This window comes from Microbulbifer zhoushanensis (assembly GCF_021729055.1).
In the GTDB taxonomy this organism is placed as follows: domain Bacteria; phylum Pseudomonadota; class Gammaproteobacteria; order Pseudomonadales; family Cellvibrionaceae; genus Microbulbifer; species Microbulbifer zhoushanensis.
In genome coordinates, this window is the sequence record NZ_JAJSAO010000005.1 from 120586 (window position 1) to 140692 (window position 20107).

Here is a 20107-nt window from a genome sequence, read left to right on the forward strand (position 1 = left end):
GAGAAAGGCTATTCAGCCGGATATCCTCAGTTGGTGGGTGTCCTTTTTATTAATGGGCGATTCCTTTCTCCGCCAGCGACCTAGCCCTCCCCTCTCTCGCCACCCTATCGCAGCACCGAGGCGGCCCTCCTGTACCTGAAAACGCCTCATTGGCGTAAAACTCCACACGTCGAACGTCTGCAGTACACTTTGCCCGTGAATGGGAGGGCCGACGTTTCTGAAGGAACGATGCTTAGCTTGGTATCTTCAGTTGGTGGGTGTCCTTTTTACTCCGCCCTATCGCAGAACCGAGGCGGCCCTCCTGTACCTGAAAACGCCTCATTGGCGTAAAACTCCACACGTCGAACGTCTACAGTACACTTTGCCCGTGAATGGGAGGGCCGACGTTTCTGAAGGAACGATGCATAGCTTGGTATCTTCAGTTGGTGGGTGTCCTTTTTACTATTTTCTCGTAACTTAAGAATTTTCGTGATTGAGTTCTTAGAAAATTTTTAACACAATTACGCTTCAGAAGCCCACTAATTCAATAACGTAGATATTTAACTTAAAAGTTGGGTAAATAGAGATTTCAATATGGCCAATAAAAGAAGTAAAAGAAACTTAGGGCAAAGCCGGGAAGGATCCAGAGGCGTATTTGTCAGAAGAGTTACAGGTAGAAAACACCATCCAAAGTTCTCTCGACCTTTATCAGGCGAAGCTCTATCTAAACATATTTTAGCCGCTCTGGAAAACAAGAAATACTTTGCCCGAACGTTTGACGGTATTGCTCGTGATGTCGGTGTTAAAAGGTCCGAAATATTAAAGAAAATAAAGTCAGATCAAGCTCTACGCGAAAAGATAAAAGTTTTTCGCCGGAAGTCCCAAGACGGAAAATTACTTTTAACGACAAAAAGCCGCTTCACTGAGAGCGCGTCGTTTACTGACAAATTCATTGATATTTTTTCCTCCAAAGGGGTTGATTTTGACAATCTTTAAGCCCGAACTCATAGAGCTTTTAGCCGCAAACCTTCACCTAGTAGCTATTTCTTTTTTTGGGGGCGTGGTTCTTTTCGTACTGAAACTCTCTGACCACCTTCACCGCCCGCCCGAAGATAAGATGTCAAACCTCAGAACAGGTATAATATTTTTCGGGCTTTTTATAGGGCTACCCATCCTTGGGGCTGCCATGTCCATAATATACATATTAAATGGGGATAAAATGAGCGCTTTACTGGCCTTTCAGGTAGGACTGACCTCACCCGCAATTGCAAAAAGCGCAATGACCGCATACGCAAACAGGAAGAGCTCGAGCCCTTTAAATGTTCCCTCTGGTGCATAGCTATAGATAGCTTTATGGGCTGCGAGTTAAAAAACAGTCCTTCTCTGCCGAAATTAGGCCGGACTTTTACCTATTGACCACTCCATCGAAACTATGAAAGACACTCACCAAACATAAAGCATCCTCCGCAATGGACATCAGCTTCCTGAGAACGCAGGAAATATACTGCTCATATATCCAGCACATGTGTTCAGCGATGACCAGAGCTCTGAGCACCGCCGGCAATGGATTGAAGACTGTATGCTGGAACTCGACCGGGTATTTGCCCGGATATCTGCGCCTATGCGGTAACGAGCAATTAATATTATATAGTCTTGCACATAAATTCCGCGGAAGCGGCCAGATGGAATCTCCGTGAAGTGGTGGAGCGCTGGCACCGGCTCTGCAAGGGCTCCCTGCTCTCCCAGCGCTATCTGCCCGCCAAAACCCTGGACTTAGCAGAGCACGCCAGAAACTTAATAAATCAAAGATAGCGGACAAGCCCATATGAAAAGCAAGATTCAAAAGCTAGAGGGGCATGCGAGTCAATTACTTGATGGGTTCATTCATCTCAGAGAGAAATACGCACTTCTCCACCCAATGTTATTTGACGAAAATGTCGTCAAACTAAGAGGTTCCAACCTTCAAGCTAGGGGTTTTTTGACACTTCGACATTCTCTATTTTTGACTTGCGCGCAAGACATAGCAAAGCTGACGTTCGATAAAGATAAAAGAGCTCCGAGCATTCGAAAGCTGTTCGAAGAGCTAAAAGAACACTCCATCAGCTCATCATTAAAGGATAGTTTTTCGATTTGGAAATCACCTTCACTAGAAAGCGAGAAGGATCCGGAAATAGCTGAAGCACTGAAAAGAATTGAAGTGCGAGAGCAGGAAGGGAGGCGACGGCAATTTGAAGAGATTCTTTGCTCAGCACAGAACGCCTGGGCGACACTCTCAAACGCCGCATATATGAAAGGTTTTCTGACCATTCGCGATAAAATTACCGCGCATACTGAAGTTCAACATGTTGTCGATAAATATCAACCAATAGACATAGGCACACTAGGAATTAAGTGGGGCGATTTAAAACGAGCAATAGAAGAAATGCAGGAGCTGGTGGAGTCTCTCAACCTATTAATTAGAAACTCCGGCTTTGCCTGGGACCAATTGGACCACGAGCTTTCGAAAGCAAGCGAAAACTTCTGGGACCCCAGCAACTAAGTCTCGCGTAGCAAGTGTAATTTGCCAATTAAGTGATTGACCAGACAGCAGTGAACGGTCGAATCTGGTTTGACGTATTGCAGATTCACACCCTACGCTGACGCCCTCAAATCTGGAAGAATTGAGGCATGAAATCTCATAACACAAAAAAGCCCGCTAAAAAGCGGGCTTTTTCGATCAAATAATGGTCGGAGTGGCCGGATTTGAACCGACGACCACCACACCCCCAGTGTGGTGCGCTACCAGGCTGCGCTACACTCCGACTGAGTGTGAAACCAGGCGCCCAGATGACTCTAAGTGCTTGATTTCAAAGGGGCATCGCATTGCGATGAGGCGCAAATCATACATTGTTGGCCGCGGAATGCAAGCCCGGATTTGCGCCTTTCTGGCCGCCCTGCCCCGCTGGGCGGGATCAGGTTTCCAGGAGCGTTAACACCCCCTCCAGCTCGGCGATCACCTGCGGCAGTACCTGCTGCAGCTGCACCTTCTCCGCCTGCTGGCTGCCGGCTTCCATCTGGTGGCGGGCACCGCCGATGGTGTAGCCCTCCTCGTACAGGAGTGCGCGGATCTGGCGGATCAGGAGGACATCCTGGTGTTGGTAGTAGCGGCGGTTGCCACGGCGCTTGACCGGGCTGAGCTGGGGGAATTCCTGTTCCCAGTAGCGCAGTACATGTGGCTTGACCGCGCAGAGCTCGCTGACCTCTCCAATGGTGAAATAGCGCTTGCCCGGGATAACAGGCAGTTCGCTATTGTTGCTCGCTTCCAGCATCTTCTTCTACTCGTGCCTTAAGTTTTTGTCCCGGCTTGAAGGTCACCACCCTGCGTGCAGAAATGGGGATCTCCTCGCCGGTCTTGGGGTTCCGTCCCGGGCGTGGGCTTTTGTCGCGAAGGTCGAAATTGCCGAAGCCGGACAGCTTTACCTGCTCGTTACTCTCGAGCGCATTGCGGATCTCCTCGAAAAAGTATTCGACGATCTCCTTTGCCTCACGCTTGTTGAAGCCCAGCTCTTCGTACAGTTTTTCGGCGAGCCCGGCCTTGGTCAGTGCCTCTGTCATTGGTTCCTACCAACAGATTCAGAGGCGTCAGTCCCGGATCGGAAGCGGCCCAAACCGCGGCGGCTTTCAACCCGGGAGCTGACGCTCTCGGGGTGCCTTAACCCGTAGTACCACCGGGCTAAACCGCTTGCACCCCGAGCGGAGCCGGGGGTCAGCGCAAGCTGGCGTTATATTTTTGTTCTAGCTGCTTAACCACTGCGTCAACCGCGGCAGTGATTTCTTCGTCATTAAGGGTGCGCGACGGATGCTGAAAGGTCAAGCCCATAGCGACACTTTTTCTATTGAAATCAATGCCTTCGCCTTGATAGACGTCAAAAATCTTGAGGTCCGTCAACATTTCGCCGGCGGTCTCGGCAGCGGTTTCCACCAGATTGGCGGCCTGAACATCGGCGTCGATCAGCAGGGCCAGGTCGCGGCGCACGGCCGGGAAGCGTGACAGCGGGTTGAATGCCGGCAGACGGGCCTCGCCGATGGCGTCCAGGTCCAGCTCGAACACGAAGGCTGCCTTGGGCAGGTCCAGCTGCTTCTGCAGCTGCGGGTGCAGGGCCCCCAGCACGCCCACTTCGCGGTCGCCGCGCAGGATGCGGGCACACTGCCCCGGGTGCAGCGCCGGGTGCTCACCGGCCACGAAGCGGAACTCGTCGGCGGCGTTGGTCTCGGCCAGCAGGGCCTCGACATCGGCCTTGATATCGTAGAAGTCCACCCAGTCCTTGCCGCCGGTCCAGCTCTCCGCCTGGCGGGTGCCGTAGACCAGGCCGGCGAGCATCGGCTGCTGCTGCAGGTCGGTGCCGGGCACGAACCGCAGGCCGGTCTCGAACAGGCGCACGCGCTCCTGCTGGCGGTTCAGGTTGTATTGCAGTGCCTTGCACAGGCCCGGGATCAGCGAGGTGCGCATTACCGCCAGGTCGGCGCTGATCGGATTCTGCAGTGCCACCGGCTCGGCCTTCGGGTCGAACAGGGCCGCGGACTCGCGATCGATAAAGCTGAAGGTGATGGCCTCGTGGTAGCCACGGGCCAGCAGAGTCTGCTCCAGGGCGGTGCCGTCCAGCTCCACCTCGTGCTCGGGCAGGATATCCAGCGCGGCACTGAAGCTGATGCTGGGGATGCGGTTGTAGCCGTACACCCGCGCCAGCTCTTCCAGCAGGTCGGCCTCGATGGCCAGGTCGAAGCGGAAGCTGGGGGCCAGGAAGGTCCAGCCGGCGTCGTCCTGGTCGATCTTCTCCAGGCCCAGGCGGGTGAGGATATCGATGATCTCGTCATCGGCGATCTGTACGCCCAGGCCGCTCTCGACCCGCGCGCGGCGCAGGGTAATGTGGCGCTCGGCGGGCATGGCGTCGTTCAGTTCACGCAGGTGTACCGGGCCCGGCTCGCCGCCGACGATGTCCAGCAGCAGCTGCGTGGCGCGCTCAACGGCTTTCTCCTGCAGGCGGTAGTCCACGCCGCGCTCGAAGCGGTGCGAGGAGTCGGTGTGCAGGCCGTAGGAACGGGCCTTGCCGGCGATGGCCAGCGGGCTGAAGAAGGCGCTCTCCAGGAAGATGTCGCGGGTCTGGCCGGTAACGGAAGACTCCTCGCCCCCCATGATGCCGGCCATGGCCAGCGGCTTGCTGTCGTCGGTGATCAGCAGGGTGCCGTCGTTCAGGGTCACTTCCTGGCCGTCCAGCAGGGTCAGTTTTTCGCCCTGCTCTGCCATGCGTACCTTGATGCCGCCGTCCAGCTTGGCCAGGTCGAAGGCGTGCATGGGCTGGCCCAGCTCCAGCAGGACGTAGTTGGTGACATCCACCACCGGGTCGATGCTGCGCAGGCCGGCGCGGCGCAGGCGTTCCTGCATCCACAGCGGGGTGGTGGCGCTCACGTCGATATTGCGGATCACCCGGCCCACGTAGCGCGGGCAGGCATCGCCGGCCATCAGGGACACAGGCAGGCTTTCGTCGATGGTGGCGGCCACCGGCTCGATGGCCGGGCCCTCGACCGGGCAGCGGTTGAGTACGCCCACTTCGCGGGCGATACCGGCGATCCCCAGGCAGTCGGAACGGTTGGGGGTCAGGTCCACCTCGATGGCCACGTCGTCCAGTTGCAGGTATTCCCGCAGGTCGGTGCCGGTGGGGGCATCGGCGGCCAGCTCCCAGATGCCGTCGCTGTCTTCACCCAGTTCCAGCTCGGTCTGGGCACACAGCATGCCGAAGCTCTCCACACCGCGGAGCTTGGCTTTCTTGATCTTGAAGTCGCCGGGCAGCTTGGCGCCCACCAGCGCGAACGGGATCTTGATGCCGGCGCGGGCATTGGGGGCGCCGCACACCACCTGCATTTCGCCCTCGGGGTGGCCGGCCACGGTGCAGACCCGCAGTTTGTCGGCGTCCGGGTGCTGTTCGCAGGCGAGGATCTCGCCCACCACCACGCCGGTGAAGTCCCCGGCCACCGGCTCGATGCCGTCCACTTCCAGGCCGGCCATGGTGACCTGGTCGGCCAGTTCCTGCGCGGAGAGTTGCGGGTTTACCCATTCCCGCAGCCATGCATTGCTGAATTTCATAGTCGTTCTCTGTCCGAATTCTGTTTTGCTGTCTGTTCTTCGTTCTGGTTCCCGATCTCTGGTCGCGGCCAGCGGCCGCTCCTACGGGTGGGCCGGGAGTAAAGCCCCGGTCAGAACTGCTTGAGGAAGCGCAGGTCGTTGTCGAAGAACAGGCGCAGGTCGTTGACGCCGTAGCGCAGCATGGCCAGGCGCTCCACGCCCATGCCGAAGGCAAAGCCGGTGTACTCGTCGCTGTCGATGTTGCAGGAGGCGAATACGTTCGGGTGCACCATGCCGCAGCCCATGACTTCCAGCCAGCCGGTGCCGGAGCAGACGCGGCAGCCCTCGCCGCCACAGGCGGTGCACTGGATGTCCACCTCGGCGGAGGGCTCGGTGAACGGGAAGTAGGACGGGCGGAAACGCACCGGGACGTCGGCCTCGAAAAAGGCCTTCAGGAACTGGTCCACGCAGCCTTTCAGGTGCGCGAAGCTGACGCCCTTGTCCACCACCAGGCCTTCCACCTGGTGGAACATGGGGGAGTGGGTCACGTCCGAGTCGCAGCGATAGACGCGGCCCGGGCAGATAATACGGATCGGCGGCGCCGCCTTCTCCATGGTGCGGATCTGCACCGGAGAGGTGTGGGTGCGCAGCACGGTGGACGGGTCGATGTAAAAGGTGTCGTGCATCGCCCGCGCCGGGTGGTGCGCGGGAATATTGAGCGCCTCGAAGTTGTGGTAGTCGTCCTCGATCTCCGGGCCCTCTTCCACGGCAAAGCCCAGGCGCACGAACAGTTTCTCGATGCGGCGCAGGGTACGGGTTACCGGGTGGGCGTTGCCGGGCTCTTCACCGCGGCCCGGCAGGGTCACGTCGATGGTCTCGGCGGCCAGCTTGGCATTGATGGCGGCCTCTTCCAGCGCAGCGCGGCGGGCGTTGATCTGCTCCTGCACCTGCTGCTTGGCCTCGTTGATCTTGGCACCGGCGGCGGGGCGTTCCTCGGCGGAAAGCTTGCCCAGGCCCTTCAGCAGCGCGGTCAGCTGGCCCTTCTTGCCCAGGTAATCGACGCGCACCTGGTCCAGCCCGGCCAGGTCTTCAGCCTTGGCCACGGCGTCCAGCGCCTGTTCGGTGAGGGACTGCAAATCTTGCATTGAATCGTTCCCGTTTGACTTCAATTTTTCTTCGTAAGCAACTGCCCTGCGCCCCGTGAAGGATAGGCGACGCGCGGGTGATTATATCCATGTATGTGGACAATCTCGCCGGCCTGGTACTCACCAGTGGAGATCAGCCGGCAAAAAAATAGGGGAGGGCCATAACAGCCCTCCCCTACTTTGTCGGGTACCTGGAAGATCGCAATGCGATCCTTTCAGTACCCTCGTCTTATTTTCAAAGACGCTACTTAAGCTGCCAGGGCTGCCTTGGCTTTTTCCACTACGGCAGCAAAAGCGGCTTTGTCGTATACAGCCAGGTCGGCCAGGACACGACGGTCCAGGGCGATGTCAGCCTTTTTCAGGCCGGCAATCAGGCGGCTGTAGCTCAGGCCCTCGGAACGGGACTGGGCGTTGATACGAGTGATCCACAGGGCGCGGAAGTTACGCTTCTTGACACGACGGTCACGGTAAGCGTACTGGCCGGCCTTGATCACCGCCTGCTTGGCTACGCGGAATACGCGCGAACGCGCACCGTAGTAACCCTTGGCCTGCTTCAGAATTTTCTTGTGACGACGACGCGCCTCTACACCACGTTTAACACGGGCCATAACTCTATCCTCTTAAACCTGTTAGCGATGGGCCAATTACTTGGCGCGCAGCATACGATCGACCAGGGTGGCATCAGACTTGTTCATAGTCGTGGTGCCGCGCAGCTGACGCTTACGCTTGGTGGTCATCTTGGTGAGGATGTGGCTCTTGTTGGCGTGCTTGTGCTTGTAGCCCGCAGCCGTCTTCTTGAAGCGCTTGGCGGCGCCACTATGGGTCTTTGCTTTCGGCATTTTGTACTCCAAAAGTAATTGTACCTGCGAACAGGCTTAACGTAGAACCGCCGGCGAGCCGGCGGCGTTGCGGGAGTGAGGAGGCAGCCGTCGCCCAATCACTTCCCGAGAGGAGGCCCGGCGGTTACCCGCCGCGACTCACTTCTTCTTTTTGCTCGGTGCGATGACCATGATCATCTGGCGGCCTTCCATCTTCGGCCGCTGCTCCACCGTGCCCAGCTCCTCGAGGTCTTTCTCGATGCGCTGCATCATTTCCATCCCCAGCTCCTGGTGGGCCATCTCGCGGCCGCGGAAGCGCAGGGAAATCTTCGCCTTGTCACCCGCTTCCAGGAAGCGGGTCAGGTTGCGCAGCTTGATCTGGTAGTCCCCGATATCGGTACCGGGGCGGAACTTCATCTCTTTGATCTGCTGCTGCTTCTGTTTCTTCTTGGCAGCATTTTTGGCCTTCTTGGCTTCAAAAATGTGCTTACCGTAGTCCATGATCTTACAGACTATCGGATCGGAGTCCGGCGCAATTTCAACGAGATCCAGATTGGCCTGCTGAGCTTTCTCCAGCGCTTCCTCGAGGGTGACAATGCCAACCTGCTCGCCGTCGGCGCCGATCAGGCGTACCTGTGATGCCTCAATCTGATCATTAATGCGGGCCTTCTTGGACCGTCCCTTGTTGTCTCGTTTAATAGCTATCGTCTCCAGTTACCAAAGAAATCAGTGCTCAGAACCTTCGCCCTCAATAGAGGTACGGCCGCGGCGGTTCACGTCCTGCTCGAGGATCTCCAGGAATGACTCGAAAGTCATGGTTCCCAGGTCCTCGCCGCTGCGCGTCCGCACGGCGACCGTCTGGTTCTCTACTTCCTTATCGCCGATCACCAGCAGATAAGGAACGCGCTGTAATGTGTGCTCGCGGATTTTAAAACCGATCTTCTCGTTTCTCAAGTCGGCGACCGCACGGTAGTTCAGGGCACCCAGGTGCTGCTCCAGGTCACGGCAGTAATCGGCCTGGCGATCGGTGATATTCATCACCGCCACCTGCTGGGGTGCCAGCCAGGTGGGGAAGGCCCCCTCGTAGTGCTCGATCAGGATACCGATAAAGCGCTCGAAGGACCCCAGGGTGGCGCGGTGCAGCATCACCGGGGTCTGGCGGGAACCGTCTTCCGCCACATACTGGGCGTCCAAGCGGCCCGGCATGGAGAAGTCCACCTGGATGGTGCCGCACTGCCACACCCGGCCCAGGCAATCCTTCAGGGAGAACTCGATCTTGGGCCCGTAGAAGGCGCCCTCGCCCGGCAGCTCTTCCCAGGGCAGGCCGGCCTCGTCCAGCGCCTGCGCCAGGGCCTTCTCGGCCTTGTCCCAGCTCTCGTCGGAACCCACGCGCTGCTCCGGGCGGGTCGAGAGGCGGTAAATCACCTCCTCGAAGCCGAAATCCCGGTACACGGAGTGCAGCAGGTCCATGAAATCGGACACTTCTGACTGGATCTGGTCCTCGGTACAGAAGATATGGCCATCGTCCTGGACGAAGCCGCGCACCCGCATCAGGCCGTGCAGGGAGCCGGACGGCTCGCTGCGGTGGCAGGAGCCGAACTCCGCCAGGCGCAGTGGCAGGTCGCGGTAGCTGCGCAGGCCCTGGTTGAACACCTGCACGTGGCAGGGGCAGTTCATCGGCTTGATCGCGAACTGGCGCTCCTCGCTGGTGAGCGAGAACATGTCGTCACCGAACTTGTCCGCGTGGCCGGACTTCTCCCACAGGCTGAAGTCCACCAGCTGCGGGGTCTTGATCTCTTTGTAGCCCACCTTGCGCTGGCGCTGGCGCATGTACTGCTCGACGGTGCTGTAGATGGTCCAGCCGTTCGGGTGCCAGAACACCATGCCCGGTGCCTCTTCCTGAATATGGAAGAGATCGAACTTCTTCGCCAGCTTGCGGTGGTCGCGCTTCTCGGCTTCCTCGATGCGGTGCAGGTAGGCCTTGAGGTCTTTCTTGTTGCCCCAGGCGGTACCGTAGACACGGGTCAGCATCTCGTTGCTGGCGTCACCACGCCAGTAGGCACCGGCCACCTTGGTCAGCTTGAAGGCCTTGAGCTTGCCGGTGGACGGCACGTGCGGCCCGCGGCACAGGTCTTCGAAGTCGCCCTGGCGGTAAAGGGAGATATCCTCGTCGGTGGGGATATCGGCAATAATCTGCGCCTTGTACTCCTCGCCGATTTCGCGGAAGTGCTTCACCGCCTCGTCGCGGGGCATCAGGCGACGGCTGACCGGGATATCTTCCTTGGCCAGCTCCTCCATGCGCTTCTCGATCTTCTCCAGGTCTTCCGGCGTAAACTGGCGCTCGTAGGCGAAATCGTAGTAGAAGCCGTCCTCGATCACCGGGCCGATAGTGACCTGGGCGCCCGGGTACAGCTGCTTGACCGCCTGGGCCAGCAGGTGCGCGGTGGAGTGGCGGATGATCTCCAGCCCTTCCGGCTGGCGATCGGTCACAATGGCCAGCTGGGTATCGTGGTGGATCACATAACTGGTATCCACCTCTTTGCCATCGACAACACCGGCGAGCGCGGCCTTGGCCAGGCCGGGACCGATATCGGCGGCAACATCGTGTACGGAAACCGGGTCAGAGAATACGCGATGGGAACCATCGGGAAGAGTGACAACAGGCATTGTACGTCCTTCTATCAGTGGCGATCCCTACGAAAGACCGCGTGATTACCTGCCCGTCGGCTGTCTGCCTTGCGGGCAGTTGGCCCTGTCTGTGGGCCAGGGAAACCCGGCGCCTCGGCGCCGGGAAGAGAATCTGGTAGACCCGAGCAGATTTGAACTGCTGACCTCTGCCATGTCAAGGCAGCGCTCTAACCAACTGAGCTACGGGTCTGGAGGCTTGCTAACGGGGGGTGCCCGCTGCAGAGGACGCGAACTTTAGCACCACGGTTTGGGCTTTTCAACACACTTATGCCAGAAATTTATTACGCCAGCTGGCGCGCGATTCAGCAAACGGTTCCCGCTACCGGGCTGCGGGAAATACCCACCGCATGGCCACTTACTGTAGCTGCATGCACATCACCTGTAGCATGTCCGGCCCGATCCAACCCCGCAAGGAAACCGCCGTGCCGGCCAGACCAGCCACAGGACCCAACCTGCTCGACAACGGCTATGCCCTCGCCCTCCTGGCCGCGGCACTGTTTTCGATCAAGGCCATCTTTATCAAGCTGGCCTACCGCCACGGCGTGGACGTGGAAACTTTTATCCTGCTGCGCATGCTGCTGGCCCTGCCCTTTTACCTGGCGATCCTGGCCAGCCTGCGCACCCGCGGGCAGTGGCAGCCAGTGCCCGGGCACACCCTGGCGCTGACCATCGCCCTGGGCATCTGCGCCTATTACATGGCGAGCTTCCTGGACCTGCAGGGGTTGCGCTACATCAGCGCCAACTTCGAGCGCCTGATCATCTACCTGTACCCCACCATGGTGCTGGTACTGGGCTGGTGGGTGCTGGGCAAGCCGGTCGAACCGCGCCAGCTGCTGTGCATTCTCGGCGCCTACGCCGGCATCCTGTTGATTTACTGGCAGGATCAGCAGTTTTCCACCGGCGAGGCCGTGCCGGGCTGGACCGGCCTGGGCGCCACCAGCTGGGGCGCGCTGCTGACCCTGGGCGCGGCTTTCTGCTTTGCGCTCTATGTGACTTTCAGCGAGGCACCGATCCGCAGGCTCGGCAGCCGGCAGTTCACCGCCCTGGCCATGCTGGCGGCCAGTGGCGCCATCGCCATTCATTTCCTGGTACAGGGGAGCTGGGACAGGCTGGCACAACCGTGGCAGGTATACGGCTACGCCCTGGCGGTGGCTTTCCTGTGCACGGTGATACCGTCGCTGATGATGAGCGCCGCCATCGAGCGCATCGGCTCGGCCAGTACCGGCGCCATCGGCAGTTCCGGGCCGGTGGTCACCCTGGTCGCGGCCGCCTGGGTGCTGGGGGAACCTTTCTCACTCATGCACCTGCTGGGCATGGCGATCATTATCGGCAGCCTGCTGTTGTTGAAATCCCGCAGCGGCAGCAGCCCGGCAAGCGCCGGGGCGAGGCAAAAGGCCACTGCAGGTAGTGCGGCCGGGGAAAATAAACCGGAAGGCGGGAACCCGGGACGCGGGAGCGCCGGCTAGCGCTCCCGCCCGGATCAACCGGCCTCTTTCAGGGCAGTGATCTCGTCGCGCAGCCGCGCGGCGGACTCGAACTCCAGGTTCTTGGCGTGCTGGTACATCTGCTCTTCCAGCTCCTCGATCCTGGCCCACTTCTCCTTGTCCGACAGCGGCTCGGGCCCGGCCTTGTACTTGCCCTTGCCTTCGGCCACCTTGCGCCGCCCCCTGGGCACCCCGGGGGCGATGGCGCCTTCCATGATATCGGCGACACTCTTGCGGATACCCTGCGGCGTGATGCCGTGCTCCGCGTTGTGGGCGAGCTGCTTCTCGCGGCGGCGCTCGGTCTCGTCCAGCGCGCGCTGCATCGAGTCGGTGACCTTGTCGGCATAGAGGATCGCCCTGCCCTGCAGGTTCCGGGCGGCGCGACCAATGGTCTGGATCAGGGAGCGGTCGGAACGCAGGAAGCCCTCCTTGTCCGCATCGAAAATCGCCACCAGCGACACCTCGGGCATATCCAGGCCTTCCCGCAGCAGGTTAATGCCCACCAGCACATCGAACTCACCAATACGCAGGTCGCGAATAATCTCCACCCGCTCCACGGTGTCGATATCCGAGTGCAGGTAGCGCACCCGCACGCCGTTCTCGCTCAGGTATTCGGTCAGGTCCTCGGCCATGCGCTTGGTCAGCACGGTAATCAGCACCCGCTGCTCCGCCTCGGCGCAACGGCGGATCTCGGAAAGGCAGTCGTCCACCTGGGTCGATGCCGGCCGCACCTCCACCACCGGGTCCACCAGGCCGGTGGGGCGCACCACCTGCTCCACCACCGCCTGCGCATGCTCCGCCTCGTAGGGCCCGGGCGTGGCCGAGACGAATACGGTCTGCGGCGCCAGGTGCTCCCACTCCTCAAATTTCAGCGGCCGGTTATCGAGCGCCGACGGCAGGCGGAAGCCGTACTCCACCAGTGTTTCCTTGCGCGAGCGGTCGCCCCGGTACATGCCGCCGATCTGCGGCACGGTGACATGGCTTTCGTCGATAAACAGCAGGGCATCGTGCGGCAGGTAGTCGAACAGCGTGGGCGGCGGCTGGCCGGAATCGCGCCCGGACAGGTAGCGGGAATAGTTCTCGACGCCGTTGCAGTAGCCCAGTTCCTGCATCATCTCCAGGTCGTACTTGGTGCGTTGCTCCAGGCGCTGGGCCTCGAGCAGCTTGTCGTTGTCCCGCAGCTGCTTGAGGCGCACCCGCAGCTCTTCCTTGATCTGGTCGATGGCGCTGACAATGGTTTCCCTGGGCGTCACATAGTGGGACTTGGGGAAGATGGTGATACGCGGGACCTTCTTGAACACTTCCCCGGTCAGCGGATCGAACAGCGTGATCTCCTCGATCTCCTCGTCGAACAGGGACAGGCGCACCGCCTCCAGGTCCGAGTCCGCGGGGTAGATATCGATCACGTCACCCCGCACCCGGTAGGTGGCGCGACGGAAGTCGGTGTCATTGCGGGTGTACTGCAGCTCCGCCAGCCGGCGCAGGATGGTGCGCTGGTCCACGAGGTCGCCCCGGTCCAGGTGCAGCACCATCTTCAGGTACTTGTCCGGGTCACCCAGGCCGTAGATGGCCGATACCGTTGCCACCACGATCACATCCCGGCGCTCGATCAGTGCCTTGGTGGCGGACAGCCGCATCTGCTCGATATGCTCGTTGACCGAGGCATCCTTCTCGATAAAGGTGTCGGAGGACGGCACATAGGCTTCCGGCTGGTAGTAGTCGTAGTAGGAGACGAAGTACTCCACCGCGTTCTTGGGGAAGAACTCCTTGAACTCGCCATACAGCTGCGCCGCCAGGGTCTTGTTGTGGGCCATCACGATGGCGGGACGCTGCAGGCGCTCGACGATGTTGGCCATGGTGAATGTCTTACCGGACCCGGTCACACCCAGCAGGGTCTGGTGGCTGAGACCGTCGCCGATGCCCTCCACCAGGCTGTCGATAGCGACCGGCTGGTCCCCCGCGGGCTCGTATTTAGAAACAACCTGAAACGGACGCGATTCCATAAACTACTTCGCCTGAACCTTGTTAAAGCAATCCCGGATTGTAGGCCGAGCCACTCGCCGGCCACAAATCCCCGCGCCAGGATCTACGATGATGGTCGAACTGAGCGCCTGACCACCATCCTGCCGTGTTTTTGTACAATCCGGTGTCAAAATTAAAATACTGGTAAATCAATAAGTTAAAGTGCAAAAAAGGGGTTGACCTACCCGGGGGGCGTCTATACTATACGCGCCATCTGAACGGCACGGCCGACAAGATATTCCGCCTTAGCTCAGTTGGTAGAGCAATTGACTGTTAATCAATGGGTCGCTGGTTCGAGCCCAGCAGGCGGAGCCAAATACGAGAAAGGCCCCTCAGCGAGAGTTGAGGGGCCTTTCTCGTATTTGGCCTTCAAGTATGCGCTGGGCGAGAAGAGCCCAGTTGGGTGAGGCAAGTGTTTGCGACGGACACGTCGCACGCAGCCGAACGACGCCAATCTATGATTGGCGGCCGGAGGAGCCAAAAATAGACAGCGGCCCCTCAGCGAGAGTTGAGGGGCCTTTTTACTATTTGGCCTTCAACTATCTGCTGGGCGAGAAGAGCCCAGTTGGGTGAGGCAAGCGTTGGCGACGGACACGTCGCACGCAGCCGAACGCCGCCAATCTGTGATTGGTGGCCGGAGGAGCCCGATACGCCCCCGGGCGCACACAAGGTGCGCCCCTACAAGCGGCACCAGGGAAGAAAGGGTTTACAAGATTACGGCAGGGCCCGACTTGTAGGGTGCATTGAGCACTGCGAAATGCACCGCACCCGGAATCCGCGCGATGCGCTGCGTTCACTGCACCCTACCCGCCTGCAGCGCAGCCCCAGATTCACCGTAGGGGCGCACCTCGTGTGCTCCCGCCAGGGGCCAGGGGACCCATAAAAAAGCCTCCCGGTTCCCACCGGGAGGCTTTCGTAAATCCTGGAAGCTGACTGTGGGCAACCCGCCCTATTTCACCGCCTCACCACTGACCGGCAGCAACTTCACCTCGGCACCCTTCGTTACCGGCGCCTCGCCCTGCTGCCTGGACCACACCACATCCACCATGCTGTGCCTCGGGTTGTAATCCCGGACCGCGCGCTGCAGCAGCTGATGAACCTCGGTGCAGTCATAGCGGTTGCAGGCATCGCGCATATCGGCGATCAGTGCCTGCAACTGCTCGCTGTCGAGGCGCTCCTCTTCAGCCCGCATGATCATGGGGTGGTCGGTGCCGGACACGCTGTCACCCAGCAGCAATTCCTCATAGAGTTTCTCGCCCGGGCGCAGGCCGGTGATCTGGATCTCGATATCACCTTCCGTGTTTTCCTCATCCCGCACGGTATGTCCCATGATCTGGATCAGGCGGCGGGCCAGGTCGTAGATGCGCACCGGCTCACCCATATCGAGCACGAATACATCGCCATTGCGCCCCATACTCCCGGCCTGCAGGACCAGCTGCGCGGCCTCGGGAATGGTCATGAAATAGCGCGTTACCTTGGGATGGGTGACCGTCACCGGCCCGCCGGCATTGATCTGGTCGGTAAACAGCGGGATAACCGAGCCGGAAGAGCCCAGCACGTTACCGAACCGGACCATACAGATACGTGTCCTGCTGAAGCGACGGCCAAAATCCTGGCAGATCAGTTCCGCCAGCCGCTTGGTGGCCCCCATCACATTCGTGGGCCGCACGGCCTTGTCGGTGGATACCAGTACGAACTGCTCCACACCGCATGCCTCCGCCGCCTCAAGCACCGACAGGGTGCCCAGCACGTTGTTGTCCGTGCCCAGAACCACGTTCTGCTCAACCAGCGGGACATGCTTGTAGGCCGCCGCGTGGTAGATGGTCTGGACGGAAAAGCTGTCGATGATCTCGGCCATGCGGCCGCGGTCGCGCACATCACCCAGCAGGGCCGTAACCATGATCGGGTCGCCCTCGTCCTGCTGTTGCTGGTAGAGCTCGCGCTCGATCTGGTAGAGCGAATACTCGGAGTTCTCCAGCATGACCAGGTGCGCGGGCCGCCAGTGGGCGATCTGCCGGCACAATTCCGAGCCAATCGAGCCACCGGCTCCGGTTACCAGCACCACCTTGCCACTGATCGAGGAGGCGATCAGCGAACTCTCCGGCTCCACCGGTGCGCGCCCCAGCACGTTCTCGTAAATCTGCGACAGGTCGGAACTGCGGCCGGCGCCATCAACCAGCTCCTCGAGGCCCGGGATCACCTTGACCACCAGCCCGCGCTCACGCAGCGCCCGGGTGATCTCGCGACGGCGGCGCTTGGGCACGCCGGGCATGGCCAGCAGCACTTCGGAGATATCGCGCTCCGCTACCACATCGAGGATATTCGCCGGGTTATAGACCAGTACGCCGTCGATCAGCGTCTTCTGCTTGGAGGCATTATCGTCAAAGAATGCCACTGGCTTGTAAATTTCGCCGTGGACCAGTGCCTTGTACAGCTGCAGACCGGCAGTGCCCGCACCATAAATGGCCACGCGGGTTTTATGGATCTCCATCGCCATCTGGTAGTAAACACGGACCAGCCAGCGGGACCCACCCACGGCAATCAGGGCGAAACACCAGTAAATCACCGGTACCGAGCGCGGCACACCGGCATAAGTCAGGTAGGAAGCAACCGCCAGTACTACCGCGGAGGCCGTCACCCCCTGCAGCACGGCCACCAGCGCCTGCTGGCCCATATAGCGGATAACGGTTCGGTAGAGGCCGAGGCGCAGGAAAATAAAGCTGCTCGATGCCAGGGTCAGCCCGAGGCAGATCAGCATCTCACTCTCGAATGCCCATTCCACCCCGCTCAGGCGGATCGACATGGCCGCCATGAAAGCAACACTGAGCATCACCAGATCGTGCAGGAGCATCAACGCCGGCTTGTAGTTTTTGTGTACCGATCGCAATAAACGCTTCACTTGTCTGTCAGCTCCAAGCTTTCCCCCTATACCCGGTAATAACCAGGGCCCTTTTCATTCTTCTTAATCAATCCCACCACCATGGGAACAGCCTCGCAGGCTTTCACCATTGATGGACTACGCCAGCCCCAGCATCGCCAGACCCAGGGCGAATAGCGCCGCGGCCAGCATGGCGGCCACCTGGCGGTGGAGGGTTTTGCGGACCCCAATCCGCAGTGCGCTACGTTGGTACAGGTGCTCACGATGCGCTTCCCACCAGCGCTGGCCATTGAGCATCCGCCGGGCCAGCGTAAGCGTGGCATCCACCCAGAAGGGGGCAAAAACCACGATCGGCGCCAGCAGGCCGAAAGTACCGCGCTGCCAACCGAACAGCGACACCGCCACGACAGCGAGGCCGAAACAGGTGGAACCTGCATCCCCCAGGAAAATCGTTGCCGGTGGCCAGTTAAAGCGCAGGAATACCAGTGCCACAACCAAGATAATTGTACAAAGGCCCGCCAACCCCCAGTCGGCGCGCCAGGCACACAGCAGGCCCAGGCAGCCAAAACCGATGGCGGCCATACTGCCGGCCAGTCCATCGATCCCATCCATAAAGTTGTAGAGGTTCACCATCCACACGCCCGCCAGCAGCAAAAGCGGGTACCACCACCAGGCAAGTGCAGCGTGTAGATCCAGCAAAATCAGTGCCACCGCCATGACATGTACCGGCAGGCGAATTGCCGCGGAGACATGGCGGAAGTCGTCGATCACCGAAATCAGCAACAGCCCCCCGAAGGCAGCAGCAACCAGTGGTGACAGTGCCACGGGAGCCACACCAATCGCCAGCGCGCACCCCACCAGCAATGCCCAGCCGCCGGTCCGCAGCACCGGGGCCTCGTGCATCGAGCGGTGATTGGGCACATCCATGGCAAGCCGCGTGGTTCCTGACAGCATCAACGCCGTCACCGCGTAACTGGCCACTGCAGCCAGGGCCAGCGGCAGCCACCACTCCGCCATCCACTCTGTCACAGGTTACCTCGCGAATACTGGCTATATCGTCGCTCCGCCTTCCAGGCCAGTGCCCGGCGCAGGCGCGCCGCACTATAGAGCTCACTGGCATCCAGCTCAAGCAGGGCACGCATCTGCGGCAATGCGCGCGGCGCCCCGAACGGACCGGGAACCAGCCTGGTGAGGCGACGGGAGCTAAATGCTGTCCCTCGGCCGTCACTAACTCCGTAGACAGCTCTTGAGCGAATATTGTTCAGCGGGGAGCCCGCCTTAAAGTTAAGCAACTGCCGCTCGCCATCCCACTTGCTGCGCCCGTAGGCGTCACCTGCCGGCTCCCCCGCGCCCTCATCTGCCAGCACGCCCCGGGGCGGCCGCATGGCCTTGACGCTGGAGAGGTAGGTAAACGACTCTGCCCCCCGGGCATCGGCGGCCTGCAGCAGGATGAGCGGGCAATCGCTGTTGAGCCAGCGCGCCAGGCCTGGCTGGCGCTCGCACTGGCGGCGATCCGCCAGGCCCGCGGCGTAAATGACCCGGTCGCCGGGCTGAAACACAAAACCCGGGTCAGTGCCCGGGCTCAGGGAAATGGATTGATGGGTGTAGAGGGCATTGCCCGCACAGCAGGGGTTTCCTTGCGGCGCGCGGGAGACGGACACCACCGGCAGCCCTGATTCGGCCAGCTGGTGGCAGAGTGCCGCACCGATATAACCGGTGCCCCCGATAATGACCCAACGACTCATTTAGTTACTTCGTTTAATTGTTGTTCACTCGAACTGCGGGCCACCTTAGTCGAAAAGTTCTGACTTAAACACCGACAGCTACCGCAAAAGCGAATTCAGAGCGTAATTTTGTCGCGATTCTTATCAAGAGTCGCCGTGCCGATCCCCTTTATCTCCAGCAGCTGCTCCACCGAGGTAAAAGGACCGTTTTCCTCCCGGTATTTGATGATCATTTCTGCACGTACCGGGCCAACGCCCTCCAGCACCGCGGCGATATCTTCCGCGGTGGACTGGTTGATGTTGATTGTGCTCGCCGCCATCGCGGCCACATCGGCCTCTTTATCGCCGGCCACCTCGTCTGCGACGGCATAGCTCGAGCCGTAGACCAGGACAAATACTGCAAAAAGTGCGAGCAACGGGATACGGATCAGTTTCATATCGTGCCTCCAAGCGTTTATTGGTCTCCTTGACGCCGGGACTGCCTTTGACTCCGGACACGCCAGACTCTACCAGCTCTCCCGGTAACTTTGGGGGCAACCTGATTACACGCGCTTACACGGTTATTGAATTTCCTTGAGTATTGCTTTAAGGGCTTCGAGTGGTTGTTCGGCAGCGGTAATCGGCCGGCCGATTACCAGGTAGTCGGAGCCACCATCGAGGGCGTCGCGGGGGGTGACGATTCGACGCTGGTCGCCGGCAGCGGCACCACTGGGGCGAATGCCCGGGGTCACCAGCGCAAACTCTTTTCCGCAGAGCTTCTTCAAGGCCCCGGCCTCACGGGCCGAGCACACGACGCCGTCCAGGCCGCTCTCCTGCGCCAGCTTCGCCAGTGCCTCAACCTGTTCCTGCAGCGGTCGCTCGACACCGATCTCCGGCAGCTCTTCCGGGGCGGTGCTGGTAAGGACTGTCACCCCGATCAGCAGTGGCCGCTTCTCTCCCAGCGGGGCGATGGCCTCCATGGCGGCCCGCATCATACGGCTGCCACCGCTGGCATGGACATTGACCATCCAGACACCCAGGTCGGCGGCCGCGCGCACTGCACCGGCTACCGTGTTGGGGATATCGTGGAATTTGAGATCGAGGAAGACTTCAAAGCCGCGCCCCACCAGCGCCCGCACCAGTTCCGGTCCCGCTGCCGTGAACAGCTCTTTACCCACCTTGACCCGGCACAGGCCCGGATCCAGCTGGTCCGCCATGGCCAGGGCCTGGTCGGCGTTGTTGTAGTCGAGAGCGACGATAACGGGAGAAGAAACCTGGGATTGCAATGTC

Annotated in this window: 18 protein-coding genes and 3 tRNA genes; 5 read left to right on the forward strand and 16 right to left on the reverse strand. The window is 60.2% G+C overall.

The window, feature by feature from the left end; all coding sequences use genetic code 11:
* Positions 1 to 573 precede the first annotated feature (573 nt).
* The 3 genes from LVD10_RS11310 to LVD10_RS11320 all read left to right on the forward strand — a co-directional run bounded on the left by LVD10_RS11310 (position 574) and on the right by LVD10_RS11320 (position 2518).
* Entirely contained in the window at positions 574 to 975 is a 402-nt protein-coding gene (locus LVD10_RS11310) for a hypothetical protein (RefSeq protein WP_237063697.1), read from the forward strand.
* On the forward strand, positions 962 to 1318 hold the full coding sequence (locus LVD10_RS11315) for a hypothetical protein (RefSeq protein WP_237063698.1): 357 nt from the start codon (positions 962 to 964) through the stop codon (positions 1316 to 1318). Before LVD10_RS11310 ends, LVD10_RS11315 begins: the two co-directional genes overlap by 14 nt.
* A 486-nt stretch (positions 1319 to 1804) precedes the next feature.
* Positions 1805 to 2518 carry an AbiU2 domain-containing protein gene (locus tag LVD10_RS11320; protein WP_237063700.1) on the forward strand — a complete coding sequence of 238 codons (714 nt, stop codon included), beginning with the start codon at positions 1805 to 1807 and terminating at the stop codon, positions 2516 to 2518.
* A gap of 185 nt (positions 2519 to 2703) precedes the next feature.
* On the opposite strand, the gene LVD10_RS11325 is transcribed toward LVD10_RS11320, so the two are convergent.
* The 10 genes from LVD10_RS11325 to LVD10_RS11370 form a co-directional block, all read right to left on the reverse strand.
* Positions 2704 to 2780: transfer RNA gene (locus LVD10_RS11325), tRNA-Pro, on the reverse strand.
* Positions 2781 to 2930: 150 nt separating this feature from the next.
* Positions 2931 to 3287, reverse strand: a complete 357-nt coding sequence (locus tag LVD10_RS11330; protein WP_232941773.1) for a MerR family transcriptional regulator — start codon at positions 3285 to 3287, stop codon at positions 2931 to 2933.
* On the reverse strand, positions 3265 to 3573 hold the full coding sequence (gene ihfA / locus LVD10_RS11335; protein WP_232941771.1) for an integration host factor subunit alpha: 309 nt from the start codon (positions 3571 to 3573) through the stop codon (positions 3265 to 3267). The genes LVD10_RS11330 and ihfA overlap by 23 nt, the downstream gene beginning before the upstream one ends.
* Positions 3574 to 3724: 151 nt before the next feature.
* On the reverse strand, positions 3725 to 6100 hold the full coding sequence (pheT, locus tag LVD10_RS11340) for a phenylalanine--tRNA ligase subunit beta (RefSeq protein ID WP_237063702.1): 2376 nt from the start codon (positions 6098 to 6100) through the stop codon (positions 3725 to 3727).
* A 110-nt stretch (positions 6101 to 6210) separates the two neighbouring features.
* Positions 6211 to 7224: a phenylalanine--tRNA ligase subunit alpha gene (gene pheS, locus LVD10_RS11345; RefSeq protein ID WP_232941767.1), complete on the reverse strand. Its 1014-nt coding sequence runs from the start codon at positions 7222 to 7224 to the stop codon at positions 6211 to 6213.
* Between the two features lie 248 nt (positions 7225 to 7472).
* Entirely contained in the window at positions 7473 to 7832 is a 360-nt protein-coding gene (rplT, locus tag LVD10_RS11350; RefSeq protein WP_073271297.1) for a 50S ribosomal protein L20, read from the reverse strand.
* A gap of 36 nt (positions 7833 to 7868) precedes the next feature.
* Positions 7869 to 8063, reverse strand: a complete 195-nt coding sequence (gene rpmI, locus LVD10_RS11355) for a 50S ribosomal protein L35 (protein WP_091508623.1) — start codon at positions 8061 to 8063, stop codon at positions 7869 to 7871.
* 138 nt (positions 8064 to 8201) lie between these two features.
* Entirely contained in the window at positions 8202 to 8756 is a 555-nt protein-coding gene (infC, locus tag LVD10_RS11360) for a translation initiation factor IF-3 (RefSeq protein WP_255701187.1), read from the reverse strand.
* Positions 8757 to 8768: 12 nt separating this feature from the next.
* Entirely contained in the window at positions 8769 to 10709 is a 1941-nt protein-coding gene (thrS, locus tag LVD10_RS11365; RefSeq protein WP_237063704.1) for a threonine--tRNA ligase, read from the reverse strand.
* A gap of 134 nt (positions 10710 to 10843) precedes the next feature.
* Positions 10844 to 10920, reverse strand: a tRNA-Val gene (locus tag LVD10_RS11370).
* A gap of 232 nt (positions 10921 to 11152) precedes the next feature.
* Between LVD10_RS11370 and LVD10_RS11375 the strand changes: the two genes are divergently transcribed.
* Positions 11153 to 12196, forward strand: coding sequence for a DMT family transporter (locus tag LVD10_RS11375; RefSeq protein WP_232941763.1), 1044 nt, complete (start codon positions 11153 to 11155; stop codon positions 12194 to 12196).
* Positions 12197 to 12210: 14 nt separating this feature from the next.
* Here LVD10_RS11375 and uvrB read toward each other — a convergent pair whose 3' ends face one another.
* Positions 12211 to 14217, reverse strand: a complete 2007-nt coding sequence (gene uvrB / locus LVD10_RS11380) for an excinuclease ABC subunit UvrB (protein ID WP_237063705.1) — start codon at positions 14215 to 14217, stop codon at positions 12211 to 12213.
* Between the two features lie 258 nt (positions 14218 to 14475).
* Here uvrB and LVD10_RS11385 point away from each other — a divergent pair.
* Positions 14476 to 14551: transfer RNA gene (locus LVD10_RS11385), tRNA-Asn, on the forward strand.
* Between the two features lie 634 nt (positions 14552 to 15185).
* Here the strand turns inward: LVD10_RS11385 and LVD10_RS11390 are convergent.
* From LVD10_RS11390 to pyrF, 5 genes are all read right to left on the reverse strand, one after another.
* A complete protein-coding gene (locus LVD10_RS11390; RefSeq protein WP_237063707.1) occupies positions 15186 to 17135 on the reverse strand; it encodes a polysaccharide biosynthesis protein in 1950 nt (649 codons plus the stop codon).
* A 117-nt stretch (positions 17136 to 17252) separates the two neighbouring features.
* Entirely contained in the window at positions 17253 to 18143 is an 891-nt protein-coding gene (locus LVD10_RS11395) for an MraY family glycosyltransferase (protein ID WP_237063709.1), read from the reverse strand.
* Positions 18140 to 18859: an NAD-dependent epimerase/dehydratase family protein gene (locus LVD10_RS11400; RefSeq protein ID WP_237063711.1), complete on the reverse strand. Its 720-nt coding sequence runs from the start codon at positions 18857 to 18859 to the stop codon at positions 18140 to 18142. Before LVD10_RS11400 ends, LVD10_RS11395 begins: the two co-directional genes overlap by 4 nt.
* Positions 18860 to 18954: 95 nt before the next feature.
* Positions 18955 to 19275, reverse strand: coding sequence for a ComEA family DNA-binding protein (locus LVD10_RS11405; protein ID WP_232941756.1), 321 nt, complete (start codon positions 19273 to 19275; stop codon positions 18955 to 18957).
* A 123-nt stretch (positions 19276 to 19398) separates the two neighbouring features.
* Entirely contained in the window at positions 19399 to 20103 is a 705-nt protein-coding gene (gene pyrF, locus LVD10_RS11410) for an orotidine-5'-phosphate decarboxylase (protein WP_232941755.1), read from the reverse strand.
* Positions 20104 to 20107 lie beyond the last annotated feature (4 nt).